The 18745-nt window shown below is 60.7% G+C and carries 10 protein-coding genes, 1 tRNA gene and 3 pseudogenes; 7 read left to right on the top strand and 7 right to left on the bottom strand.

Annotated features, from left to right (window positions below):
• Positions 1-197: 197 nt before the first annotated feature.
• Positions 198-749 (top strand): RNA polymerase sigma factor, encoded by a 552-nt coding sequence (locus QCBJ_RS20870; RefSeq protein ID WP_102061535.1) that lies wholly within the window; start codon positions 198-200, stop codon positions 747-749.
• 191 nt (positions 750-940) lie between these two features.
• Positions 941-1017: transfer RNA gene (locus QCBJ_RS20865), tRNA-Met, on the top strand.
• Between the two features lie 84 nt (positions 1018-1101).
• Here QCBJ_RS20865 and QCBJ_RS20860 read toward each other — a convergent pair.
• Positions 1102-5427 carry an AvrE-family type 3 secretion system effector gene (locus QCBJ_RS20860; RefSeq protein ID WP_102061534.1) on the bottom strand — a complete coding sequence of 1442 codons (4326 nt, stop codon included), beginning with the start codon at positions 5425-5427 and terminating at the stop codon, positions 1102-1104.
• Positions 5428-5635: 208 nt separating this feature from the next.
• Here QCBJ_RS20860 and ggt point away from each other — a divergent pair, with 208 nt between their 5' ends.
• Positions 5636-7465, top strand: a complete 1830-nt coding sequence (gene ggt, locus QCBJ_RS20855; protein WP_102061533.1) for a gamma-glutamyltransferase — start codon at positions 5636-5638, stop codon at positions 7463-7465.
• Positions 7466-7619: 154 nt separating this feature from the next.
• Here the strand turns inward: ggt and ddlA are convergent, their stop codons facing one another.
• Positions 7620-8714: a D-alanine--D-alanine ligase gene (gene ddlA, locus QCBJ_RS20850; protein WP_046034134.1), complete on the bottom strand. Its 1095-nt coding sequence runs from the start codon at positions 8712-8714 to the stop codon at positions 7620-7622.
• A 43-nt stretch (positions 8715-8757) separates the two neighbouring features.
• Positions 8758-8838: pseudogene (locus QCBJ_RS20845) on the bottom strand (lysine transporter LysE); the annotation flags it as partial.
• 150 nt (positions 8839-8988) lie between these two features.
• On the opposite strand from QCBJ_RS20845, the gene QCBJ_RS20840 reads away from it, so the two are divergent.
• Positions 8989-9798, top strand: coding sequence for an AraC family ligand binding domain-containing protein (locus tag QCBJ_RS20840; protein WP_012722081.1), 810 nt, complete (start codon positions 8989-8991; stop codon positions 9796-9798).
• A 115-nt stretch (positions 9799-9913) separates the two neighbouring features.
• Here QCBJ_RS20840 and QCBJ_RS30825 read toward each other — a convergent pair.
• The 3 genes and pseudogenes from QCBJ_RS30825 to QCBJ_RS20830 form a co-directional block, all read right to left on the bottom strand.
• Positions 9914-10345: pseudogene (locus tag QCBJ_RS30825) on the bottom strand (methyl-accepting chemotaxis protein); the annotation flags it as partial.
• A gap of 108 nt (positions 10346-10453) precedes the next feature.
• A pseudogene (locus QCBJ_RS30820) lies at positions 10454-11140 on the bottom strand (PAS domain-containing protein); the annotation flags it as partial.
• Between the two features lie 197 nt (positions 11141-11337).
• Complete coding sequence (locus tag QCBJ_RS20830) at positions 11338-11670, bottom strand: DUF2790 domain-containing protein (RefSeq protein WP_046034137.1); 333 nt, start codon at positions 11668-11670, stop codon at positions 11338-11340.
• Positions 11671-11893: 223 nt separating this feature from the next.
• Here QCBJ_RS20830 and QCBJ_RS20825 point away from each other — a divergent pair, with 223 nt between their 5' ends.
• From QCBJ_RS20825 to QCBJ_RS20815, 3 genes are all read left to right on the top strand, one after another.
• Positions 11894-13213 carry an OprD family porin gene (locus QCBJ_RS20825; protein ID WP_102061531.1) on the top strand — a complete coding sequence of 440 codons (1320 nt, stop codon included), beginning with the start codon at positions 11894-11896 and terminating at the stop codon, positions 13211-13213.
• Between the two features lie 345 nt (positions 13214-13558).
• The gene (locus QCBJ_RS20820; protein WP_012722077.1) at positions 13559-14233 is read left to right on the top strand and encodes a heavy metal response regulator transcription factor; all 675 of its coding nucleotides are present in this window, start codon (positions 13559-13561) and stop codon (positions 14231-14233) included.
• Positions 14230-15666: a heavy metal sensor histidine kinase gene (locus QCBJ_RS20815; RefSeq protein WP_102061530.1), complete on the top strand. Its 1437-nt coding sequence runs from the start codon at positions 14230-14232 to the stop codon at positions 15664-15666. Before QCBJ_RS20820 ends, QCBJ_RS20815 begins: the two co-directional genes overlap by 4 nt.
• On the opposite strand, the gene QCBJ_RS20810 is transcribed toward QCBJ_RS20815, so the two are convergent.
• Positions 15581-18727: a CusA/CzcA family heavy metal efflux RND transporter gene (locus tag QCBJ_RS20810; RefSeq protein WP_064054679.1), complete on the bottom strand. Its 3147-nt coding sequence runs from the start codon at positions 18725-18727 to the stop codon at positions 15581-15583. The genes QCBJ_RS20815 and QCBJ_RS20810 overlap by 86 nt on opposite strands.
• Between the last annotated feature and the right edge of the window lie 18 nt (positions 18728-18745).

The following is an 18745-nucleotide window of genomic DNA, read 5'->3' as shown; positions in this document are numbered from 1 at the left end:
GACGATTGCACGGCCATTTTGAAAAGACTTGCACAAGCCTTCAATGGTCTATGCAAGGCGCTGCACAAAATCGCATCAATACAAGATATTTATTTATATAAATCAATACGTTAATAAAAAATTTTCTTTGGCACAGCCAGTGCAAAAGGGGTTCCCGTCGACACCCTTTCGACTGCGTCTACACCAAGGAAAAAACCATGAATATCCCTATTGAAGCCTTAGCGCACCTCGTTGGCAGCTCGCCTCAATTCATGCATCACCTGACAGACGACCAACAAAAAAAACTTCGGCGTTTCATTCACAAACGCGTACTCAACCCCGAAGATGCAGACGATCTTCTGCAATTGACCTACCTGGAAGCCTGGCGCAACCGCGAGCGCTTCAGCGGGAATGCCACGCTCAGCACGTGGATGTGCGGCATCGCGCAAAACCTCATACGCAACCACTTCAGGCGCCTGTACGCCAAGCCGGTGCATTGCGAATTTGACGAGTCGCTCTGGCATGGCCAAGAGGATAACCACAACCTGGATTGGGAGTTTGAAATCAACCGGCGCCTGGAAAAAACCCTGAGTGCCATCGACCACCTGCCAATCGAAATGCGCAAGACGCTCTACGCCTCACTGGAAACCGACGGCAGCTACCAGGACACCGCTGACGCACTGGACATTCCTATCGGCACCGTCCGCTCGCGCCTATCAAGGGCGCGCGAACAGCTCAAACGCGCCACTCAAAACCCGAAGTTTCCTTAACGTCAGGCCACGCGTTGGGCGGCAGGGATATCTGCCCAACGCGATCAGGCTTTTCTGGTACGCGACAGGGTGAATCGCGAACCACTCGTCGTCCGAACCCGTGATTTCGCTTAAACAGTTGAAAGCGCAGATAAAAACTCAAAATAAATACTTGACGCATTCCCGTTCTACGCGAATAATGCGCGCCACTTGGCTACATAGCTCAGTTGGTTAGAGCATAGCATTCATAATGCTGGGGTCCGGGGTTCAAGTCCCTGTGTAGCCACCAAGTACTAAAAACGGCTTACCGAAAGGTAAGCCGTTTTTTTATGCCTCGTGAAAAGTGCCGGTGCCGCCGTAGAGAGGAGGTGATTCAGATCACTGCTGGTTTTTGTGTCCTCACGCGCTGGTCTGCCAAGTCAATGGTCAGGTCATGCCTGGGCAAGCTGTCCAACGTATCGTTCAGGTTCATTCGCAACGGTTTATCGGGGTCCACTCCGTATTCAAGGTCAGCATTCACACGCTTCTGGGTGTAACTCAAGCCGGCACTGCTGGAAAAGCTGAGATTCGCCCCGGCGGGTATGGACATGCCATGGGACTGGGTGGCGGTGTAGCTCAGGCTCATGCTTTTAACCCGCAGGTTGCGACGATCACTCAGGGCCTGCCGGATCAGCGGCTCGGTATTGTCACCGGCAAGATGGCGACGCTCTATCGTGCGCAGGACCTGCGGCTTGAGCTCCATGCCGAGCTTCACCGAGGTGCCCTCACCGTGCTGCAACTGATTGATCACCCGGGCAAGTTGAGGGTCGTCCTTTAACCACTGTTCAATGGCCGCTTTATTGGCCGGCGCCACATCATCCAGCCAGGCATGACGCCCATCGTCGCGTAGCCCCACGCGTGTGACGGAGGACTCGACCGACGCCAGTTGGCGCAGCCCGTTTTTCACCAGGTCTTGCTGGGTCATCAACTTATCCAGCGACTGGCTGATGGCATGGTAAGCGTCCGGCTTGGTCGCCATGGGCGGATGGGCCGCGAGAAATCGCTGCACTGTAGCCAACTGTTGATCCGCTGTAGTGCCCGACTGATCAATGCCCGCCAAATCATGCTTGAAGGTCGACGAATAGGCCGAGACGCTGCGTTTGAGGTCATCAATCTGCGACTGAGTGACCGGCTCCGGATGCTTGAAAGTAAAGCTGAAGGCCTGCGATTCCCCCCGATCAAACTTCACCATGACCGAGAGCTCCGGCAACGCAAACCCAACCACGCTCGGCCCACCGCTTTCGAGATTGCCAAACGTCAATACATTGACCGGCGCGAAATTGGCCCCCATGCCGCCCTGCCTGAGTAGTTGCGCACTGGTTGACGTCGATTGGCTGGCGCCCGTTGCGGTGTGCGTGGTGGACTGACTCTTGTCCGCATGCGCGAGATTGAGGTTGCCCACCCAACCGATGCCGGCGCGAATCACTGAGTCCAGCTCGGCGATGTTTTCCTGCGGGCTGTATATCAAGCGCAATTGCGCGAGCGCGTCCAGGCTTACATCACCACTGAGCTTCGAACTCGTGCCGGCAGCGTGCTCGTCACCCAGCGCCAGCAAGTCGTAGACCGTGCCCTTCTCGCCGGTCAGGATCGACATCATCTTGCCAAAATCTGCCTCCTTGACGTCAAATTCGATGCTCGCCCCGGTGGTCTTGGCCACCGCCGCGGTCAGTTCCCCAGCGACCCTGAAACCAGGACCCACCGGCCCCGGCCGGGTGCCTAGTGTCTGCCCCCAGCCCACCGAACCGGCGAGTCGCCGCATATCGTCCGCACTGATCTCAACCCGAGCACCTTTGTCGGTACGGCTGATACTCACGCCGTGGGTGTGAGACTTGGAGGCTCCCAAAAAAAACTCCACGGATGCCATGGGCTTTATCCCCGTCACCATCAACCCCAGGCTTTTACCTTGGGTGCGGCTAGGCGCAAGTGCCTGGCCACTGCCCAGTTGCTGTACCTGCTGGGTCATTGCCTCCTTGATGGACGCATCGGAGGGCATCCCCAACAGGCCCGAGAGATGCCAGTGAAGAGCCGATCCTGGTGTTCCAAGGTCCTTGGCCAACAATTTGAAGTTACCGTACAGCGACTCCGCCTGACCGTAACTGGCGATACCCTGGCTGGCCATTGTGTGTACAGGGCTGTCTTTAAACGCCTGCATGATGTCGTTCAGCGACGTTTCAATACGCGCCAGGGCAGTTGGGCTATGACCTGACATACCGTCAAGCGCTTGAGCCAGGTCCGCCAATTGCTTGAGCGTGTTCGCATGATGAATCAGGTCGCCCTCGATAAGTGCCGAGGGATGGTCCAGGTCGCGCTTGCGTCCTGGCTGCCAAGCGGGAAGCGCAAGGTTCTGTCCCTCAAAGTTGGCCAACATCACAGCGGTCGACTTTTCCGCCGACGGAGAGACCCGCTTGAACGCCTCATACAGCTGATGCAGCGTTGAACCAGGGTTAATCGTCGCCCTGCTCAATGTGGGCCGAGGGTCAAACGCGACCCCGTGTGTATCCCCCAGGCGGCGAGCGCTGGACTGGCTGCTTTTTTCGACCGTGGTCAGTGCGTCGCGGATCTGCCCGGCCACTGCCTGCCGCGGCCCCGGCCCGCTCAGGGACGTGAGCCGCGCCTCCAGATCAGTTGGCACCGGCTTGCTCTGGGCCAGGGGCTGGAGCTGGTCGTGCAAGCGCTTACCGTCCGCATAGACCGGCTCCAGCCCCCGCCGGCCTTTGAAGTGTTGCTGTATATCCCTACCCATTTGGCTGAGCGATTGCAAAGGGTGGAAGTGCGCCTTGACCCCTTGGAAAAAATCGCGCTTGAGCGGCATGCCCTCCCGCGTTTGCCCCATGACGTTGCTGCTTACCGTCAGCGCACCGCCGGAAAACGGTGCACGCACCTGCATGCCCGCCAACTTGTCGGCCAGTGACGGTGCCGGGGTGGTCGATAACACCGGGCCCCACTCCATCGCACTGGCGGTGGCCGTATCCAGTCGGTGGAGCTGCTTATTCCAACCGCCCACCAAGTGCTTATCGGCGCCCATCCGCAGCGACTCCAAAGGGTGTCGATCCGGGAGTTCAACCTTGCGCCAACTTTGCGCAATCGCGGTATTGCCTTGCCAGGCTTGATGATCCGCCTTGAACAACTCGCCACCCCGGGTGTGCGCATAAAGATTGCCCTCGTGATCCAACGCCAGTGTCTTTATGTCAATCGGCGGGGACAGGGGCAACGGCCTGGAGACCCCGTCTTGATGGACCTGAAGCTGGTTATCCTGGTCCACGGTGACAAAATTACGGCCATCCGCCACGGCGAATCCCGTCACGCGCCGGTGGCTATCCCCCGCGAGTACCTCGTCCAGGGAGACGTGCGGGCGCGGCGCAGGAAGAGCCGCCAGATCATGGCTGGCCCCTTCAATCAACGGGTCGCGCACTTTACTGATGGCCACCGCTTTCAACTGCCCGTCTTGCAGTACATAGGCGCGACCATCCAACCCCCGCTCCAGATGCTCGAGATCCGGTTGGGCCGCGTTTTCCCAGCGTTGGGCCGCGTCATCCCACGTCAGCAGACTGCCGGCATCCAGCGCAACCTTGCCCCGTTGCCCGAGATCAACCGCCGCCGCCAGCGCCTGCAGGCCGGGCAGCGGCAGACCTTTCTCGATCCCCTTGACCAACACATCGCTGAGGTTCCATTGCGGGCTGAGTGCGTTGCCCTCACTCAAGGGTACGCTGTGCAATTGCTGGCGTGCGTCGCGAACCTGGGCATTGAGTTGCCCCGCGTCATCATGAAAGAAACCTTCCACACTGACGGCCCCCTTCAACGCCCGCTCCAGCGAGTCGACCGGTTGCGGGACCATCGGCAGCGCGTGACCCTGCGCCGTGCGCAGGTCTGCAAAGACGCACTCACCGTCCGAGGTAGCGCCGTACAACGTGCTTCCCGACACCCCAATACGCGTGAGCTGCACAGCTAATCCAGCCTCATCGACGGGGTGCAGGACCTGCGCGCCAACGCCCTGAAGATGCACGCACGAACCCTGCTGGGACTGACTCAGCAGCGCCGTCATGCGCCCTTGCGCGCTGCTGTCTGCAAACCCCTCGGGGGTCTTCAGCAACTGCCCTTCTTTCGTCAGGCCAATACGGCTGAATGCACGGGCATCCGTGTCGGGCGTCCAGGACAACGTGAGGGGTTCAAAGCGAAACAGTCGCCCGCCCTCCAGACGGAACTGCTGGCCCTCTACAGTCGTTTGAACAGCGCTGACACTCCCGATATGAGCACGACCGGGGCTATCGACGGCACCGCCGCAAGCATCAGGAAGACTGCTTTTGAACACCGCAGCAACCGCCGGCGTGGACTGAATATGAAACAGATACTGGCGCTCATCCTTCATCCGCAAGGTCTGGCTGCCAGCGGCAGAAGGACCGTCGGTCACATAATGTTTATTCGGCTGGTTGAGGTGATGGGCGATATCACGCCCTGCCAGGGTCGTATCAGCCTGTACCTTCCCGTCTTTGAGACCGACATAGAACTGCATCGAGGTCGGTTGCAGCGTTCGATAGTGGTTCAGCGACATGTTCGGCAACAATGGCGGGGGGCTGCGCGGGTGGGACTCCTGGCTCCACCTCGGCAAAAACTTGCTAAGGTCGTGCTGTAATTTCTTAAGAGGGTCGAGTTCTATGTGCATGGTAGTGCTCCCGAACGAAATCAATCACAGCTGTCTAGTGGGCCCCGGCTTTATTTGGTTCCACGTGTGACTAATCACGACGGCAGCTTCATGCACTCGAACAGACCGTTCACCTGTACGCGGGTGATTTCCCGCCACACGGAGCCAACCCGCACGGCACGATTTACCGGTAAAACGCAGTCCCCAAGGACAACAGATCATTCTCAAAATGAACGGAGTTCAGCGCGTGTTTTCAATTTCCCGCCGTCAACTGTCAGTGATTGCCGCAGCCCTCGCGCTCACTGCCTGCCATTCCCCCGTCAACGAACAGCCGCCGGCACCCGAGCTGGGTTCCGGCTATCGCACCGACCTGACGGCCCAACACGCCGAGCGCCATATGGCAGCAGCGGCCAACCCCCTGGCCGCCGAGGCGGGGCGCGAGATGTTGCGCCAGGGCGGTTCGGCGATTGATGCGGCGATTGCGATGCAGGCGGTGCTGACGCTGGTAGAGCCGCAATCATCCGGCATCGGCGGCGGCGCGTTCATCATGCTGTGGGACGGCGAAAGCGTGCATGCGTATGACGGCCGTGAAACCGCACCGGCCGGGGCGACCGAGCGGTTGTTCCTGAAGGCCGACGGCAAGCCGATGGCGTTTCCCGACGCACAGGTGGGCGGGCGCTCAGTCGGTACGCCTGGGGTACTACGTGCACTCGAGATGGCACACAAGAAGACGGGCCAGTTGCAATGGGCCAAGCTGTTCGAACCGGCAATCCGGCTGTCGGAAAACGGCTTCGCCATCTCTGCACGCCTGCACAGTTTGATCGCGGCCGACCGCTACATCGCGCAATCGCCCGAAATGGCGGCGTACTTTTTGAATGCCGACGGCACGCCGAAAGCCACCGGTACGCTGTTGAAAAACCCGGCGTTGGCCGAGGTGTTCAAACGCATCGCCAAGGAAGGACCGGACGCGCTGTACCACGGTTCGATCGCTGAGGAGATCGCCAGCAAGGTGCAGCGTCATCGCAATGCGGGCAGCCTGTCCGTGGCGGATCTGAAGGGCTACACCGCCAAGGAACGCACGCCGCTGTGTACTGACTACCAGCAATGGAAAGTCTGTGGCATGCCACCACCGTCCTCGGGCGGGGTCGCCATCGCGCAAATCCTGGGTACCTTGCAAGCACTGCAAGCCCAGGATCCAAGCCTGGCCATCGCCGCGATGCAACCCGTGAAAAGCCCATCACCCGCAGGCCTGGAACCCACACCCGAAGCCGTGCACCTGCTCGCCGAAGCCGGTCGCCTGGCCTTCGCTGATCGCGCGCTTTATATGGCCGACTCGGACTTTGTCCCCGTGCCCGTCGCTGGCCTGGTCGCCCCGGACTACCTGGCCAAACGGGCCGCCTTGATCAGCGAGCGCAGCATGGGCATCGCCAAGCCGGGCACGCCTGAAGGCATCCAGGTGGCGTACGCGCCGGACCGTTCGCCGCTGCGCATCTCCACGTCGCAAGTGGTGGCGGTGGATGACCAGGGCGGGGCCGTCTCGATGACCACGACGGTGGAAGCCGCGTTTGGCTCCCACGTCATGGTCCAGGGCTTTTTGCTCAACAACCAGATGACTGACTTTTCGTTCATCCCCGAAGAGGACGGCCAACGTGTTGCCAACCGTGTGGAGCCCGGTAAGCGCCCGCGTTCGGCCATGGCACCGACCCTGGTGTTCGACCGCAAAAGCGGCGAATTACTGGCCACGGTAGGCTCTCCCGGCGGCTCACAAATCATCGAGTACGTGAGTAAGTCCCTGGTGGCAATGCTCGACTGGAAACTCGACCCCCAAGCCGCGATCAGCCTGCCCAATTTCGGCAGTCGCAACGGTGCGACCGAGCTGGAAACCGGTATGTTCAGCCCAGCGTTGAAGCAGGCACTCAAGGACAAGGGCCATATGCTCAGCGAGATCGATATGACCAGCGGCATACAGGCCATCGTCCGCACGCGGGATGCCCAAGGCAAGGTGTCGCTGAGCGGCGGCGCCGACCCTCGACGTGAAGGCGAAGCAGTCGGCGACTGAGCATGTAGTGAGCGGGCTTGCCCCGCGCTGGGGTGCGAAGCAGCCCTAGGAGGACCGCTGAGGTGGGTCAGGAAAATTTGAGGGGGATGGTTTTAGGGCTGCTTCGCAGCCCAGCGCGGGGCAAGCCCGCTCACTACATGGCCCCCGGGGTGGTTCAGCGACTGATCTTCAACCCCTTGCGCCCCGCATGCCGTTCCAGCGCCAGCTCGATCAAGCGGCTCACCAGTTCACTGTAGCTCATGCCCGCTGCCTGCCACAGCTTGGGGTACATGCTGATACGGGTGAAGCCGGGCAGTGAGTTGATTTCGTTGATCAGCACGTTGCCGTCGTCGGTGAGAAACACGTCGACCCGCGCCAAACCGGAACAGCCCAGCACCTCGAACGCCTCAATGGCCAGTCCACGAATGCGCTCGCTGGCGTCATGGCTGATAGCGGCCGGCACCACCACTTGGGCGGCCTGGTCGTCGATATATTTGCTGTCGTAGGAATAGAAACCGCTGCTCACCACGATCTCACCACACCCGCTGGCGATGGGGTGCTCATTGCCCAACACGGCGCATTCGATTTCACGGCCCTTTACGGCGGACTCAACCAACACCTTTTCATCAAAGCCCAGGGCCAGTTCAACGGCAGCGTGGTACTCGGCTTCGGTGCCGACTTTACTCACGCCTACAGACGAACCTTGGTTGGCCGGTTTGACGAACATCGGCAGGCCGAGCGTGTTCACCGCCGTATCGAAGGACGTGCGCGCGGCATTGCTGCGGGTCAGCGTGATAAACGGGGTAACGGCGATGCCTGCATCGCGCAGCAAGCGCTTGCTGATGTCCTTGTCCATGCACACCGCCGAGCCAAGTACGTCGGAGCCGACGAAAGGCAGGTCAGCCATGCGCAACAGTCCTTGCAGGCAGCCGTCTTCGCCGAGGGTGCCGTGGACGATGGGGAAGATCACATCGACATGTTCCAACAGGCCCGTGCCTGAGGTTTCCACCAGTTGCTGGCTGGCCTTGCCGGGCACGACAGCCAGTTCGCGATTGGACTGGTTGAGCGCAATCAGGGCCGGATTTTCCTGGTTGAGCAGGAAGTTCGAGGTGTCGTTGAGGTGCCAGTGGCCGGCCTTGTCGATACCGATCAGCACCGGCTCGAAGCGCGTACGGTCGAGCGCATCGACAATATTGCGCGCCGATTGCAACGAGACTTCATGCTCCGCCGAACGGCCACCAAAAATAATACCTACCCGCACCTTGCTCATGATCGGCCTCACTGTTGAAAGTAAGGCTTCTTACCACGGGCCGTCAGCGATTCGCTACCAAATGTGCACCGAACAGCACGTAGCAACCCCCAGCAAAGCGGTCGAGCCAATTGCGCGGTGTTGAGGAATTCCATGGGCGGCAGGTCCATCAGCACAAGGCAGGAACGGCGATCATGGGCCCCGCCCCCGCCCTGCACAATCGTACAAGACCCCGGCAGACAAGGGGTGCAGACTCAGTTAACGTGTTCCCACCTCTTTTTTGTGACAAGTCACCATGGGCAAACCCACCGCCACCCTCGACTGGCTGCACCGCGCCCCGCATGCCAGTGGCCTGGACCGTATCGAGGCGTACTTTGCCGGTTTCGCCTTCGACCCGCATCGCCATGACACCTACGCCATCGGGCGGACCTTGACTGGCGTGCAAAGCTTTCACTATCGCGGCGACATGATCCACAGCCTGCCCGGCATGACCATGGTGCTGCACCCCGATGAAACCCATGATGGTCACGCCGGCAGTGACGAGGGCTTCAAGTACCGGATGATTTACGTAGAGCCGTCGCTGATCCAGCAGATCCTCGGCGGCAAGCCGTTGCCGTTTATCCCCAGTGGCCTCTCCACGGACCCCAGGCTGTTTCGTGCCAGCGAAGTGCTGCTGCAGAACCTGGATAACCCTCTCGACCCGTTGCAGGAGCAGGACGCCCTGTTCGACCTGGCCCACGCGCTCAGCAACGTCTCGGGTGGGATCGTCAGCCGCAAGGCCTTCGATTACGTCGCCGCCGAACGCGCCAGGGAATTTATCCACAGCGCCTTGGGCCGCAGCATCACCCTGGATGAAATGGCCGACCACGCCGGCCGCGACCGCTGGGCCTTGTCACGGGATTTTCGCTTGCTGTTCGGCACCAGCCCCTACCGCTACCTGACCATGCGCCGCTTGGACCTGGTGCGCAGCCTGCTCGCCCAGGGCCAATCGCTGGTGGACGCGGCGTTGACCGCCGGCTTCACCGACCAAAGCCACATGACCCGGCAATTTCGCAGCACCTACGGCATGCCACCGTCGCGTTGGGTGAAGATGCTCGGGCGCTGAAATCCCGACGTGAAATGCGCTCAGTGCGGGCTGCGCAGGGCATCAGGAGCACAACAGCGCAGGCGGCTTTCGGCGCGGAAAAAACCTACGCAACCTCAAGCAAGCGCCCCACGGGTCAGGTGGACAGTTGGTTGGCAAACTGCCCGACTGCGCTGACCACCTTTTGGGCGCCGTCCTGGATTTCCACGATCACCGTGCCCGCTTCGGCGGCCAGGGCCAGGCCTTGCTCGGCTTGCAGGCGGCCGTCGGTCATCAGGGCCACCGCCTCACGGGCCATGTCCTGGTTCTGACGTACCACGCCGACGATCTCTTCGGTCGCCTTGCTGGTCCGCGATGCCAACTGCCGCACTTCATCGGCCACCACCGCAAAACCACGGCCCTGCTCACCGGCGCGCGCCGCTTCGATGGCAGCGTTGAGCGCTAGCAGGTTGGTCTGCTCGGCAATACCGCTGATGGTCTTGACGATGCTGCCGATCACTTGAGACTGAGCGTTCAGCGCCTCGATGCCGTCACCGGCCTGTTGCATGTGCCTGGCCAGGTCGCGCATCACATCCACGGCCTGGGTCACCACAGTGGTACCACGCTGGGCGCTATTGTCGGTTTGCAGCGAGGTGCTGTAGGCAATGCTCGCCGCTTCGGCGACCGCCTGTTCCTGGTTGACCTGGTCGGTGATCACCGTGGCGAACTTGACCACTTTGTACAGCCGGTCATTGGCGTCCAGCACCGGGTTGTAGGTCGCTTCCAGCCACACCACACGGCCATGGCTGTCGACCCGCTTGAAGCGCGCCGCGACGAACTCACCGGCGTTCAGGCGTTTCCAGAAGTCCTGGTACTCGGTGCTGTTGTATTCCTCCGGCTCGCAGAATATCCGGTGATGTTTGCCCTGGATCTGCGCCAGGCTGTAACCCATGCCGCCGAGAAAACGGTCATTGGCGGTCAGCACGTGGCCGTTCAGGTCGAACTCGATCACGGCCGTAGAGCGCACCAATGCGTTCATGAGGTTTTCATGCTCGCGGGAGGCCTCGATGGTGCGGGTGAGGTCGCTGGAATACATCGAAAAATGCTTGATGCGCCCATCGGAACTGCGCACCGGTTGCACAATCGAGCGCAGCCAGGCTTCCTGGCCATTGCCACGCATCAGGCGCACGGTGCCGGCGAAATGCTCACCGCGCAGCAGGGCGTTCTTGAAGCGCAGCTGGTATTCATCCTGGCGCACATGCGTCGGCACCAGGTCTTCAATCGCGCGCCCCAACAGTTGGCCACTCTGGTAGGCCAATTCCTGCAGGAAGTTGGCATTCGCCCACTCCACCCGGCCTTCGGCGTCCAGCGTCAGGCACAGCATTTCACTTTCCAGGCTCTCCTTGACCTGATCCAAGCTGGACAATTCTTCGCGAAGAGCCGACAGCTCCTGCTTCAAACGGGTGTTAAACATGGGGCACCGATGACCAAATGGGGGGAGATGAATCTGACCTGCATCGGCGCTTCCAGGATTTTCTTAAGAGGGCTTGAGCCCCGGCCCCAACTATATTTTTGGATCCATCAACTGCCGTTATTTCGGCACACACCCATCACTTGATACTCAAGGGTATTGAGCTTGCCGCTGGAGTCTTCATAGGTCATGCGCGACGGCACCGGGTTGCACGAGCGGATCGGCGGCGTGACATTGACCACCTTGGCGATGTCCAGCGCCATGCCATAGCGATAGGCCTGTACCTCAGGTGCCGGCTTGCCTTTCTTGGCCGCGTAGTCGGCCATGGCTTTTTGATTGCGCTCCATCATCAGCGCAAACGTACGGTCGCCCCCACCTTCGGCCAATGCGCCGAACGACAAGATTGCAGTTAACACACCCAGGCCAACGGTATAAAAGTTCATGGTTAGTTCCTCGACTGATCGTTAAGTGCCGAGACTAACCAGCGGACCCTGACGCCACCTTCACCAGAACATTACTTATTTGTTAGATACGCGTGAGCTTCCAGAATTGTAATGTTCTTGCCACTTCATCGTTATCCACGGTTTGCAACTATCAGCCCGGGCCAGATCAATAAGAACGCCCGCTCATAAGAAGCTGATAACTGCCATTACCGAGGAGCAAACCATGCGTATCTGTCACTTCAGCCTTCCCCTTTCACTGTGCGCCGCCTTGCCCCTGGCCGCCGTGGCCGTGGAAGACAAACCCGAAGGTTTTATCGAAGGCAGCAGCTTCAACGTGCTGGCGCGTAATTTTTACTTCAACCGCGATGACCGCAAGGGCCAGTCCAGTCCCACCGGCAATGGCTATTCCGAAGCCTGGGCCCAGGGATTGATCGGCAAGTTCGAATCCGGCTTTACCCAAGGCACCGTAGGATTCGGCCTGGATGCGTTCGCCATGGTCGGGGTAAAACTCGACTCGGGCACCGGTCGCAGCGGCGGCAAGGGTTCGTTCGGCGTTCTACCAGTGGACAGCGAAAACCACCCCGAGGACAACTACAGCAAATTCGGCGGCGCCGCGAAATTGCGTGTGCTGGATACCGTGATCAAGGCCGGCGACGTATTCCCGCTGACCCCGGTGGTGGCTTACGGCGATTCGCGCGTCTTGCCGGAAAGCTTTCGTGGCGTGACCGCACAAAACACCAGCCTGGAGGGCCTGACCCTGCAGGGTGGACGCTTGAGCGGCATGAGCCAACCGACCGAAAGCGGCATGAACAAAGGCTTTGCGACCTTTTACGCGGGGCAGGTCGACTCGCCCTGGGTCGGCTATTTCGGCGGTGATTACAGCGTCAACAAACACCTCAGTGTCAGCCTCTACAGCAGCCGCCTGAAGGATGCCTGGGACCAGTACTACTTCGGCAGCGCCGCCAGTTATCCGCTGAATGAAGACGTCTCGCTGTTCGGCGACTTCAACTACTACAAAGCCGTGGACGAAGGTAAGAAACGCCTGGGTGAATTCGACAACAACATCTGGAGCGCAAGGCTTGGGGTGAAGGTCGGCGCCCACAGCCTGGCCGTATCACACCAGCGCAACAACGGCGATGACGACTTCGATTACCTGCGCCAGTCGGACTCGATCTTCCTGAACAACTCGATCCAGTACAGCGACTTCAACTCGCCCAAGGAACGTTCGTGGATGGTGCGCTACGACCTGGACATGCAGGCGTTCGGCATCCCCGGCCTGTCGTTCATGACCCGCTATGGCAAAGGCACTGGCGCCGACTACAGCAACGCCAACGCGGTGTACATGCGTCGCGATGCGGCAGGTGATCCACTCACCGATCAGCGCCGCTGGGAGCGGGATATCGAGGCCAAATATGTCGTACAGGCTGGCAACTTAAAGGACTTATCGCTGCGACTTCGCCAGGCCACAGTGCGCTCCAGTGCATTTGAGTCGGACCTGGAAGAAGTTCGATTGATTGTCGAGTATCCAATGGCGGTGCTCTAAGGCACAGCGCTTACATTCACTTGCCGATGGCCTACATCTGTTCACAGGTTGAAGTCTGTCAGAACTGTAATATCGGCCTCACCTTCTCGTTAAGTTGCACTTTTTACACTGCACACCGAACACATCTCATCTCTGCGGCTTTTGTGTAGCTCCTTTGGAACAGAGATGAATTTTTGCGCCCCGGACGGGGCGTTTTTTTTGTGCGCCGACTCAGTGACGAATCGTCGCACCCGCCTGACGTGGCTTGACCCTAAAGCTACTTCACGGTTCAGAATTTTCCTACAGCCTACCCAGCCTCGCTATGAGGCCATGCCCCCTTTCCGTTTTCTTTGAAGGTAACCCCCCATGCGTATCCTTGTGGTTGAGGACGAGCAGAAAACCGCCGACTACCTGCAGCAAGGCTTGACCGAAAGCGGTTATGTCGTCGATTGCGCGGCCAGCGGTATTGATGGCCTGCACCTGGCCCGGCAACACCGCTACGAATTGGTGATCCTGGATGTCAACTTGCCCAACACCGACGGCTGGGAAGTGCTGGAACAACTGCGCCGCGACGGCAACCAGCGCGTGATGATGCTGACCGCGCGCGGCCGGCTGGCCGACAAGATCAAGGGCCTGGACATGGGCGCCGATGACTACCTGGTCAAACCCTTCGAGTTTCCCGAGCTGCTGGCCCGAGTGCGCACCCTGTTGCGACGCAGCGAACACATCCCAGTGCCGGACGTCCTGCGCGTCTCGGACCTGGAACTGGACCCGCGCCGGCATCGCGCCTATCGCGGCGACCGCCGGATCGACCTGACCACCAAGGAATTCGCGCTGCTGCACGTGCTGATGCGCCAGGCCGGTGAAGTGATGACCCGCACGCAGATTATTTCGCTGGTGTGGGACATGAACTTCGACTGCGACACCAACGTCGTGGAAGTCTCGATCAGCCGCCTGCGGGGCAAGGTCGATGACCAGAGCGAGGTGAAGTTGATCCACACCATTCGCGGCGTGGGTTACGTGCTGGAGGCGCGCCCATGAGGACCAGCAGCCTGTCGATGCGCCTGGGGTTGACGGTCAGCCTGATGGGCGCCGGCCTCGTCGTGCTGTTGGCGACCCTGGCGTACCTGGCCCTGACCCACGAGCTGGACAAGCTCGCGCGCAAAGGCCTGGAAAACAAAATGGAGCAGTTGGAGCACAGCCTCGGCCAGGGCCTCGACGCCCACGACATCAGCGACCGCCCCCATTCGCTGCTGGACCTGGTGATGGGCCACGACAACATCTACCTGACCATCATCGGCGCACGACCGGATGCGCCGGTGCTGCTGAGTGTCGGTGCCAAACCGCAGCAGCCGCTGTTGTTGGACGTGCCCGCCAGCAACACCCTGGCGTACTTGAACTGGGTCGACGGCCAAGGCAATCGCATCCTCAGCGCCACCCGCCTGATGCCGCTGAGCAGTGGCGAAAACGTGCGTGTGTTGCTGTCGCTGGACCGCTCCGACGATGAAGCGTTACTCAGTGCCTACCTGCGCTCCACGGTGATCGTTCTGCCGATGCTGCTGATCCTGATCGGCATGGGCGCGTGGTGGCTGGTGCAACGCGGGCTCGCGCCGCTGCAGCAGTTCAGCCGCGTGGCGGCCAAGGTCAGCACCCAGGACCTGACCCATCGCCTGGAGCTGGACAACTTGCCCAAGGAGCTGGGCGAATTGGCCCAGGGTATCAACTTCATGCTGCACCGGCTCGATGCCGGCGTGCAGCAACTGTCGCAGTTCTCCGACGACCTCGCCCACGAGCTGCGCGCACCGTTGACCAACCTGATGGGCAAGGCGCAGGTGACCCTGTCCCGTGAACGGCCCTCGGAGGAATACAAGGCCAGCCTGGAATCCTGTACCGAGGAAATGGAGCGCCTGTCGCGGATGGTCTCCGACATGTTGTTCCTGGCTCAGGTCAGCCACCCGGCGGCGCGGGCCGAGTTTGCCCCGGTGTCGTTGGCACAGGAAGCGCAGCGGGTGATGGCGTTGTTCGCCCTCAGCGCCGAGGACAAACACGTCACCCTGAGCCTGCGCGGCGATGCCTGGGTAACGGGGGACCGCCTGATGATCCAGCGCGCCATTTCCAACCTGCTGTCCAATGCCATTCGCCATACCCCGAGTGCCTCCAGCGTATTGCTGCTGGTGGAACGCTACGACCAGAGTGTGTCGCTGTCGGTGGGCAATCCGGGGCGCGGTATCGAAGCCCATCATCTGCCGCACCTGTTCGAGCGCTTTTATCGCGCCGACAGCAGCCGCACCCGGGCCGAAGGCGGCACCGGCCTGGGGCTGGCGATTGTGCAGTCGATCATGCACCTGCATCAGGGGCACGCCGACGTCAGCAGCCAGCCGGGCCGTTTTACGCGGTTCCGCCTGGTGTTTCCTCTTCCTTGCGATGGGCCCACTGATACAACGCCGGCAACACCAGCAAGGTCAGCAACGTAGACGAAATAATCCCGCCGATCACCACCGTCGCCAGCGGCCGCTGCACTTCGGCGCCGGTGCCGGTGGCGAGTGCCATGGGGATAAACCCGAGGGACGCCACCAACGCCGTCATCAGCACCGGACGCAGCCGGGTCAACGCGCCTTCGTTGATCGCCATCGACAACGAACGCCCCTCCTCGCGCAGGTTGCGGATGAAGGCGATCATCACCAGGCCGTTCAGCACCGCCACGCCGGACAAGGCAATAAAGCCGACCCCCGCCGAGATCGACAGCGGAATATCCCGCAGCCACAGCGCCATGATCCCACCGGTCAAGGCGAACGGAATCCCGGTAAACACCAACAAGCCGTCCTTGAGGTTGTTGAACATCATGAACAGCAGCCCGAACACCAGCAGCAACGCCACCGGCACCACGATGCGCAAGCGTTCGGACGCTTCTTTCAATTGTTCGAATTGGCCGCCCCAGGTGGTCCAGTAACCCGCCGGCACCTTCACCTGGGCAATCAACGCCGCCTCGGCTTCCTCCACAAATGAGCCGATATCCCGCCCACGCACGTTGGCACTGACGATCACCAGGCGCTTGCCGTTCTCGCGGCTGATCTGGTTCGGGCCGAGCACCAGGTCCAGGCTGGCGACCTGGGACAAGGCGATAAAACCCAGCTGGCCAGACGCGTTACCCGGCACCGGAACCAACAGCCGTGACAGCCCATCGATATCGGTGCGCAGCGCGTCGGACAAACGCACAACCATGTCAAAACGTCGATCACCTTCGTACAACGTACCGGCCTGGCGCCCGCCGACAGCGACGGCAATGGTGTCCTGCACATCGCCCACATTCAGGCCAAAACGCGCGGCCTTGTCGCGGTCGATATTGATGGTCAGCACCGGCAGGCCGGAGGTTTGTTCAACCTTGACCTCCGAGGCGCCGCTGAGCTTTTGCAGGGTCTCGGCGATTTCACCGGCGGTCTTGTTGAGCACGTCCATATCGTCGCCGAACACCTTCACCGCCACATCGCTGCGCACCCCGGAGATCAGCTCGTTGAAACGTAATTGGATCGGTTGCGACAACTCGTACGCACTGCCCGGCACAATCGCACTGGCGCGCTGGATGTCGGCGATGAGGGTCTCGCGGGACTTGTCCGGATCGGGCCATTGGTCCTTGGGCTTGAGCATCACGTAGCTGTCGGAAATGTTCGGCGGCATCGGGTCGGAGGCAATTTCCGCGGTACCGGTACGCGCGAATACCCGCTCGATTTCCGGCACCTGGGCCATCAAGGTTTTTTCCAGTTGCTGCTGCATCTGCACCGACTGCGTCAGGCTGGTGCCTGGCACACGCAAGGCTTGCTGGGCAAAATCACCTTCGCTGAGGCTGGGAATAAATTCGCTGCCCATGCGGCTGGCGACAACGCCCGAGGCGACAATGGTCAACACGGCCAAGCCGAACACCAGCGGCCGGCGCGCCATCACCCAATCGAGCACCGGCGCATAGACCCGGCGTGCGCTGCGCATGACGAAGTTTTCGTCTTCTTTGACCTTGCCGGTCACAAACAGCGCAATCGCCGCCGGCACGAAGGTCACCGACAGAATCATTGCGCCCAACAAGGCAATCACCACGGTAAACGCCATCGGGTGGAACATCTTCCCGGCCACCCCGGTGAGGGCGAAGATCGGCAGGTACACCACCATGATGATCAGTTGCCCGAAGATCAGCGCCCGCCGCGCTTCCTTGGCGGCGGCGAAGACTTCATGCAGGCGCTCGCTGCGGGTCAGCAGGCGGCCATGACGCTGTTGCGCATGCGCGAGGCGACGAATCGCGTTCTCGACGATCACCACCGCGCCGTCGACGATAATGCCGAAGTCCAGCGCGCCGAGGCTCATCAGGTTGGCGCTGACCTTGTTGGTGAACATGCCGGTAAAGGTGAACAACATCGCCAGCGGAATCACCATCGCGGTGATCAGCGCAGCGCGGATATTACCGAGGAACAGGAACAGCACCGCCACCACCAGCAGCGCACCTTCGAAGAGGTTTTTCTTCACGGTGGCGATGGCTTTTTCGACCAAGTTGGTGCGGTCGTAGACGGTGACCGCGACGACGCCTTCGGGCAGCGAGCGGTTGATCTCTTCAAGTTTTTTCGCCACGGCCTGGGACACGCTGCGGCTGTTTTCGCCAATCAACATGAACACCGTGCCCAGCACCACTTCGCGGCCATTTTCCGTGGCAGCGCCGGTACGCATCTCACGGCCGATGTCGACCTGCGCCACATTGCGCACGCGGATCGGCGTGCCGTCCGAGCTGGTGATGACGATGTTGGCGATGTCATCGATGGACGCCAACTGCCCGGGCGCACGGATCAGTAATTGCTCACCGCTGCGCTCGATGTAGCCCGCGCCCACGTTGGCGTTGTTACGCTCCAGCGCCGTGACCAAGTCATTCAAAGTCAGGTTGTAGGCGGCCAGGCGCTTGGGGTCGGGCGCAATCTGGTATTCCTTGGCAAAGCCGCCGATGGTGTTGATCTCGGCCACACCCGGCACGTTGCGCAGTTGCGGCTTGATGATCCAGTCCTGGATGACCCGCAGATCGGTCGGGGTGTAGGGCGTGCCATCGTCCTTGAGCGCGCCGTCCTTGGCTTCCACGGTCCATAGGAAAATTTCCCCGAGGCCGGTGGAAATAGGCCCCATGGCGGTTTCAATGCCGGCGGGCAATTGCTCGCGCGCCACCTGAAGACGCTCGTTGACCAATTGCCGGGCGAAAAAAAGGTCGGTGCCGTCCTTGAAAATTACCGTCACCTGGGACAAACCGGAGCGCGACAGCGAGCGGGTCTGCTGCATGCCGGGCAAACCGGCCATGGCGGTTTCGATGGGAAAGGTGATGCGCTGCTCGGTTTCCAACGGTGAAAACCCGGCCGCCGCCGAGTTGATCTGCACCTGCACGTTGGTGATGTCGGGCACCGCGTCGATGGGCAACTTCTGATAGCTGGCGATGCCGACACCGGCCATCAACAGCACCGCCAGCAGCACGATGATGCGCTGCTCGATGGCAAATTGGATAAGGCGCTCAAACATGGGAAATCACTCGCAGGA

Origin of the sequence: Pseudomonas sp. QC2, assembly GCF_002859085.1 — a bacterium.
In the GTDB taxonomy this organism is placed as follows: Bacteria; Pseudomonadota; Gammaproteobacteria; order Pseudomonadales; family Pseudomonadaceae; genus Aquipseudomonas; species Aquipseudomonas petroselini.
The sequence above is the reverse complement of the archived record's forward strand: the minus strand, read 5'-3'. Positions and strand labels throughout refer to the sequence as shown.

What these genes read in the sequence shown, in the direction of transcription:
- QCBJ_RS20870 (WP_102061535.1), top strand. Translation starts at nt 198, where the DNA reads ATGAATATCCCTATTGAAGCCTTAGCGCACCTCGTTGGCAGCTCGCCT.
- QCBJ_RS20860 (WP_102061534.1), bottom strand. Translation starts at nt 5,427, where the DNA reads ATGCACATAGAACTCGACCCTCTTAAGAAATTACAGCACGACCTTAGC.
- ggt (WP_102061533.1), top strand. Translation starts at nt 5,636, where the DNA reads ATGAACGGAGTTCAGCGCGTGTTTTCAATTTCCCGCCGTCAACTGTCA.
- ddlA (WP_046034134.1), bottom strand. Translation starts at nt 8,714, where the DNA reads ATGAGCAAGGTGCGGGTAGGTATTATTTTTGGTGGCCGTTCGGCGGAG.
- QCBJ_RS20840 (WP_012722081.1), top strand. Translation starts at nt 8,989, where the DNA reads ATGGGCAAACCCACCGCCACCCTCGACTGGCTGCACCGCGCCCCGCAT.
- QCBJ_RS20830 (WP_046034137.1), bottom strand. Translation starts at nt 11,670, where the DNA reads ATGAACTTTTATACCGTTGGCCTGGGTGTGTTAACTGCAATCTTGTCG.
- QCBJ_RS20825 (WP_102061531.1), top strand. Translation starts at nt 11,894, where the DNA reads ATGCGTATCTGTCACTTCAGCCTTCCCCTTTCACTGTGCGCCGCCTTG.
- QCBJ_RS20820 (WP_012722077.1), top strand. Translation starts at nt 13,559, where the DNA reads ATGCGTATCCTTGTGGTTGAGGACGAGCAGAAAACCGCCGACTACCTG.
- QCBJ_RS20815 (WP_102061530.1), top strand. Translation starts at nt 14,230, where the DNA reads ATGAGGACCAGCAGCCTGTCGATGCGCCTGGGGTTGACGGTCAGCCTG.
- QCBJ_RS20810 (WP_064054679.1), bottom strand. Translation starts at nt 18,727, where the DNA reads ATGTTTGAGCGCCTTATCCAATTTGCCATCGAGCAGCGCATCATCGTG.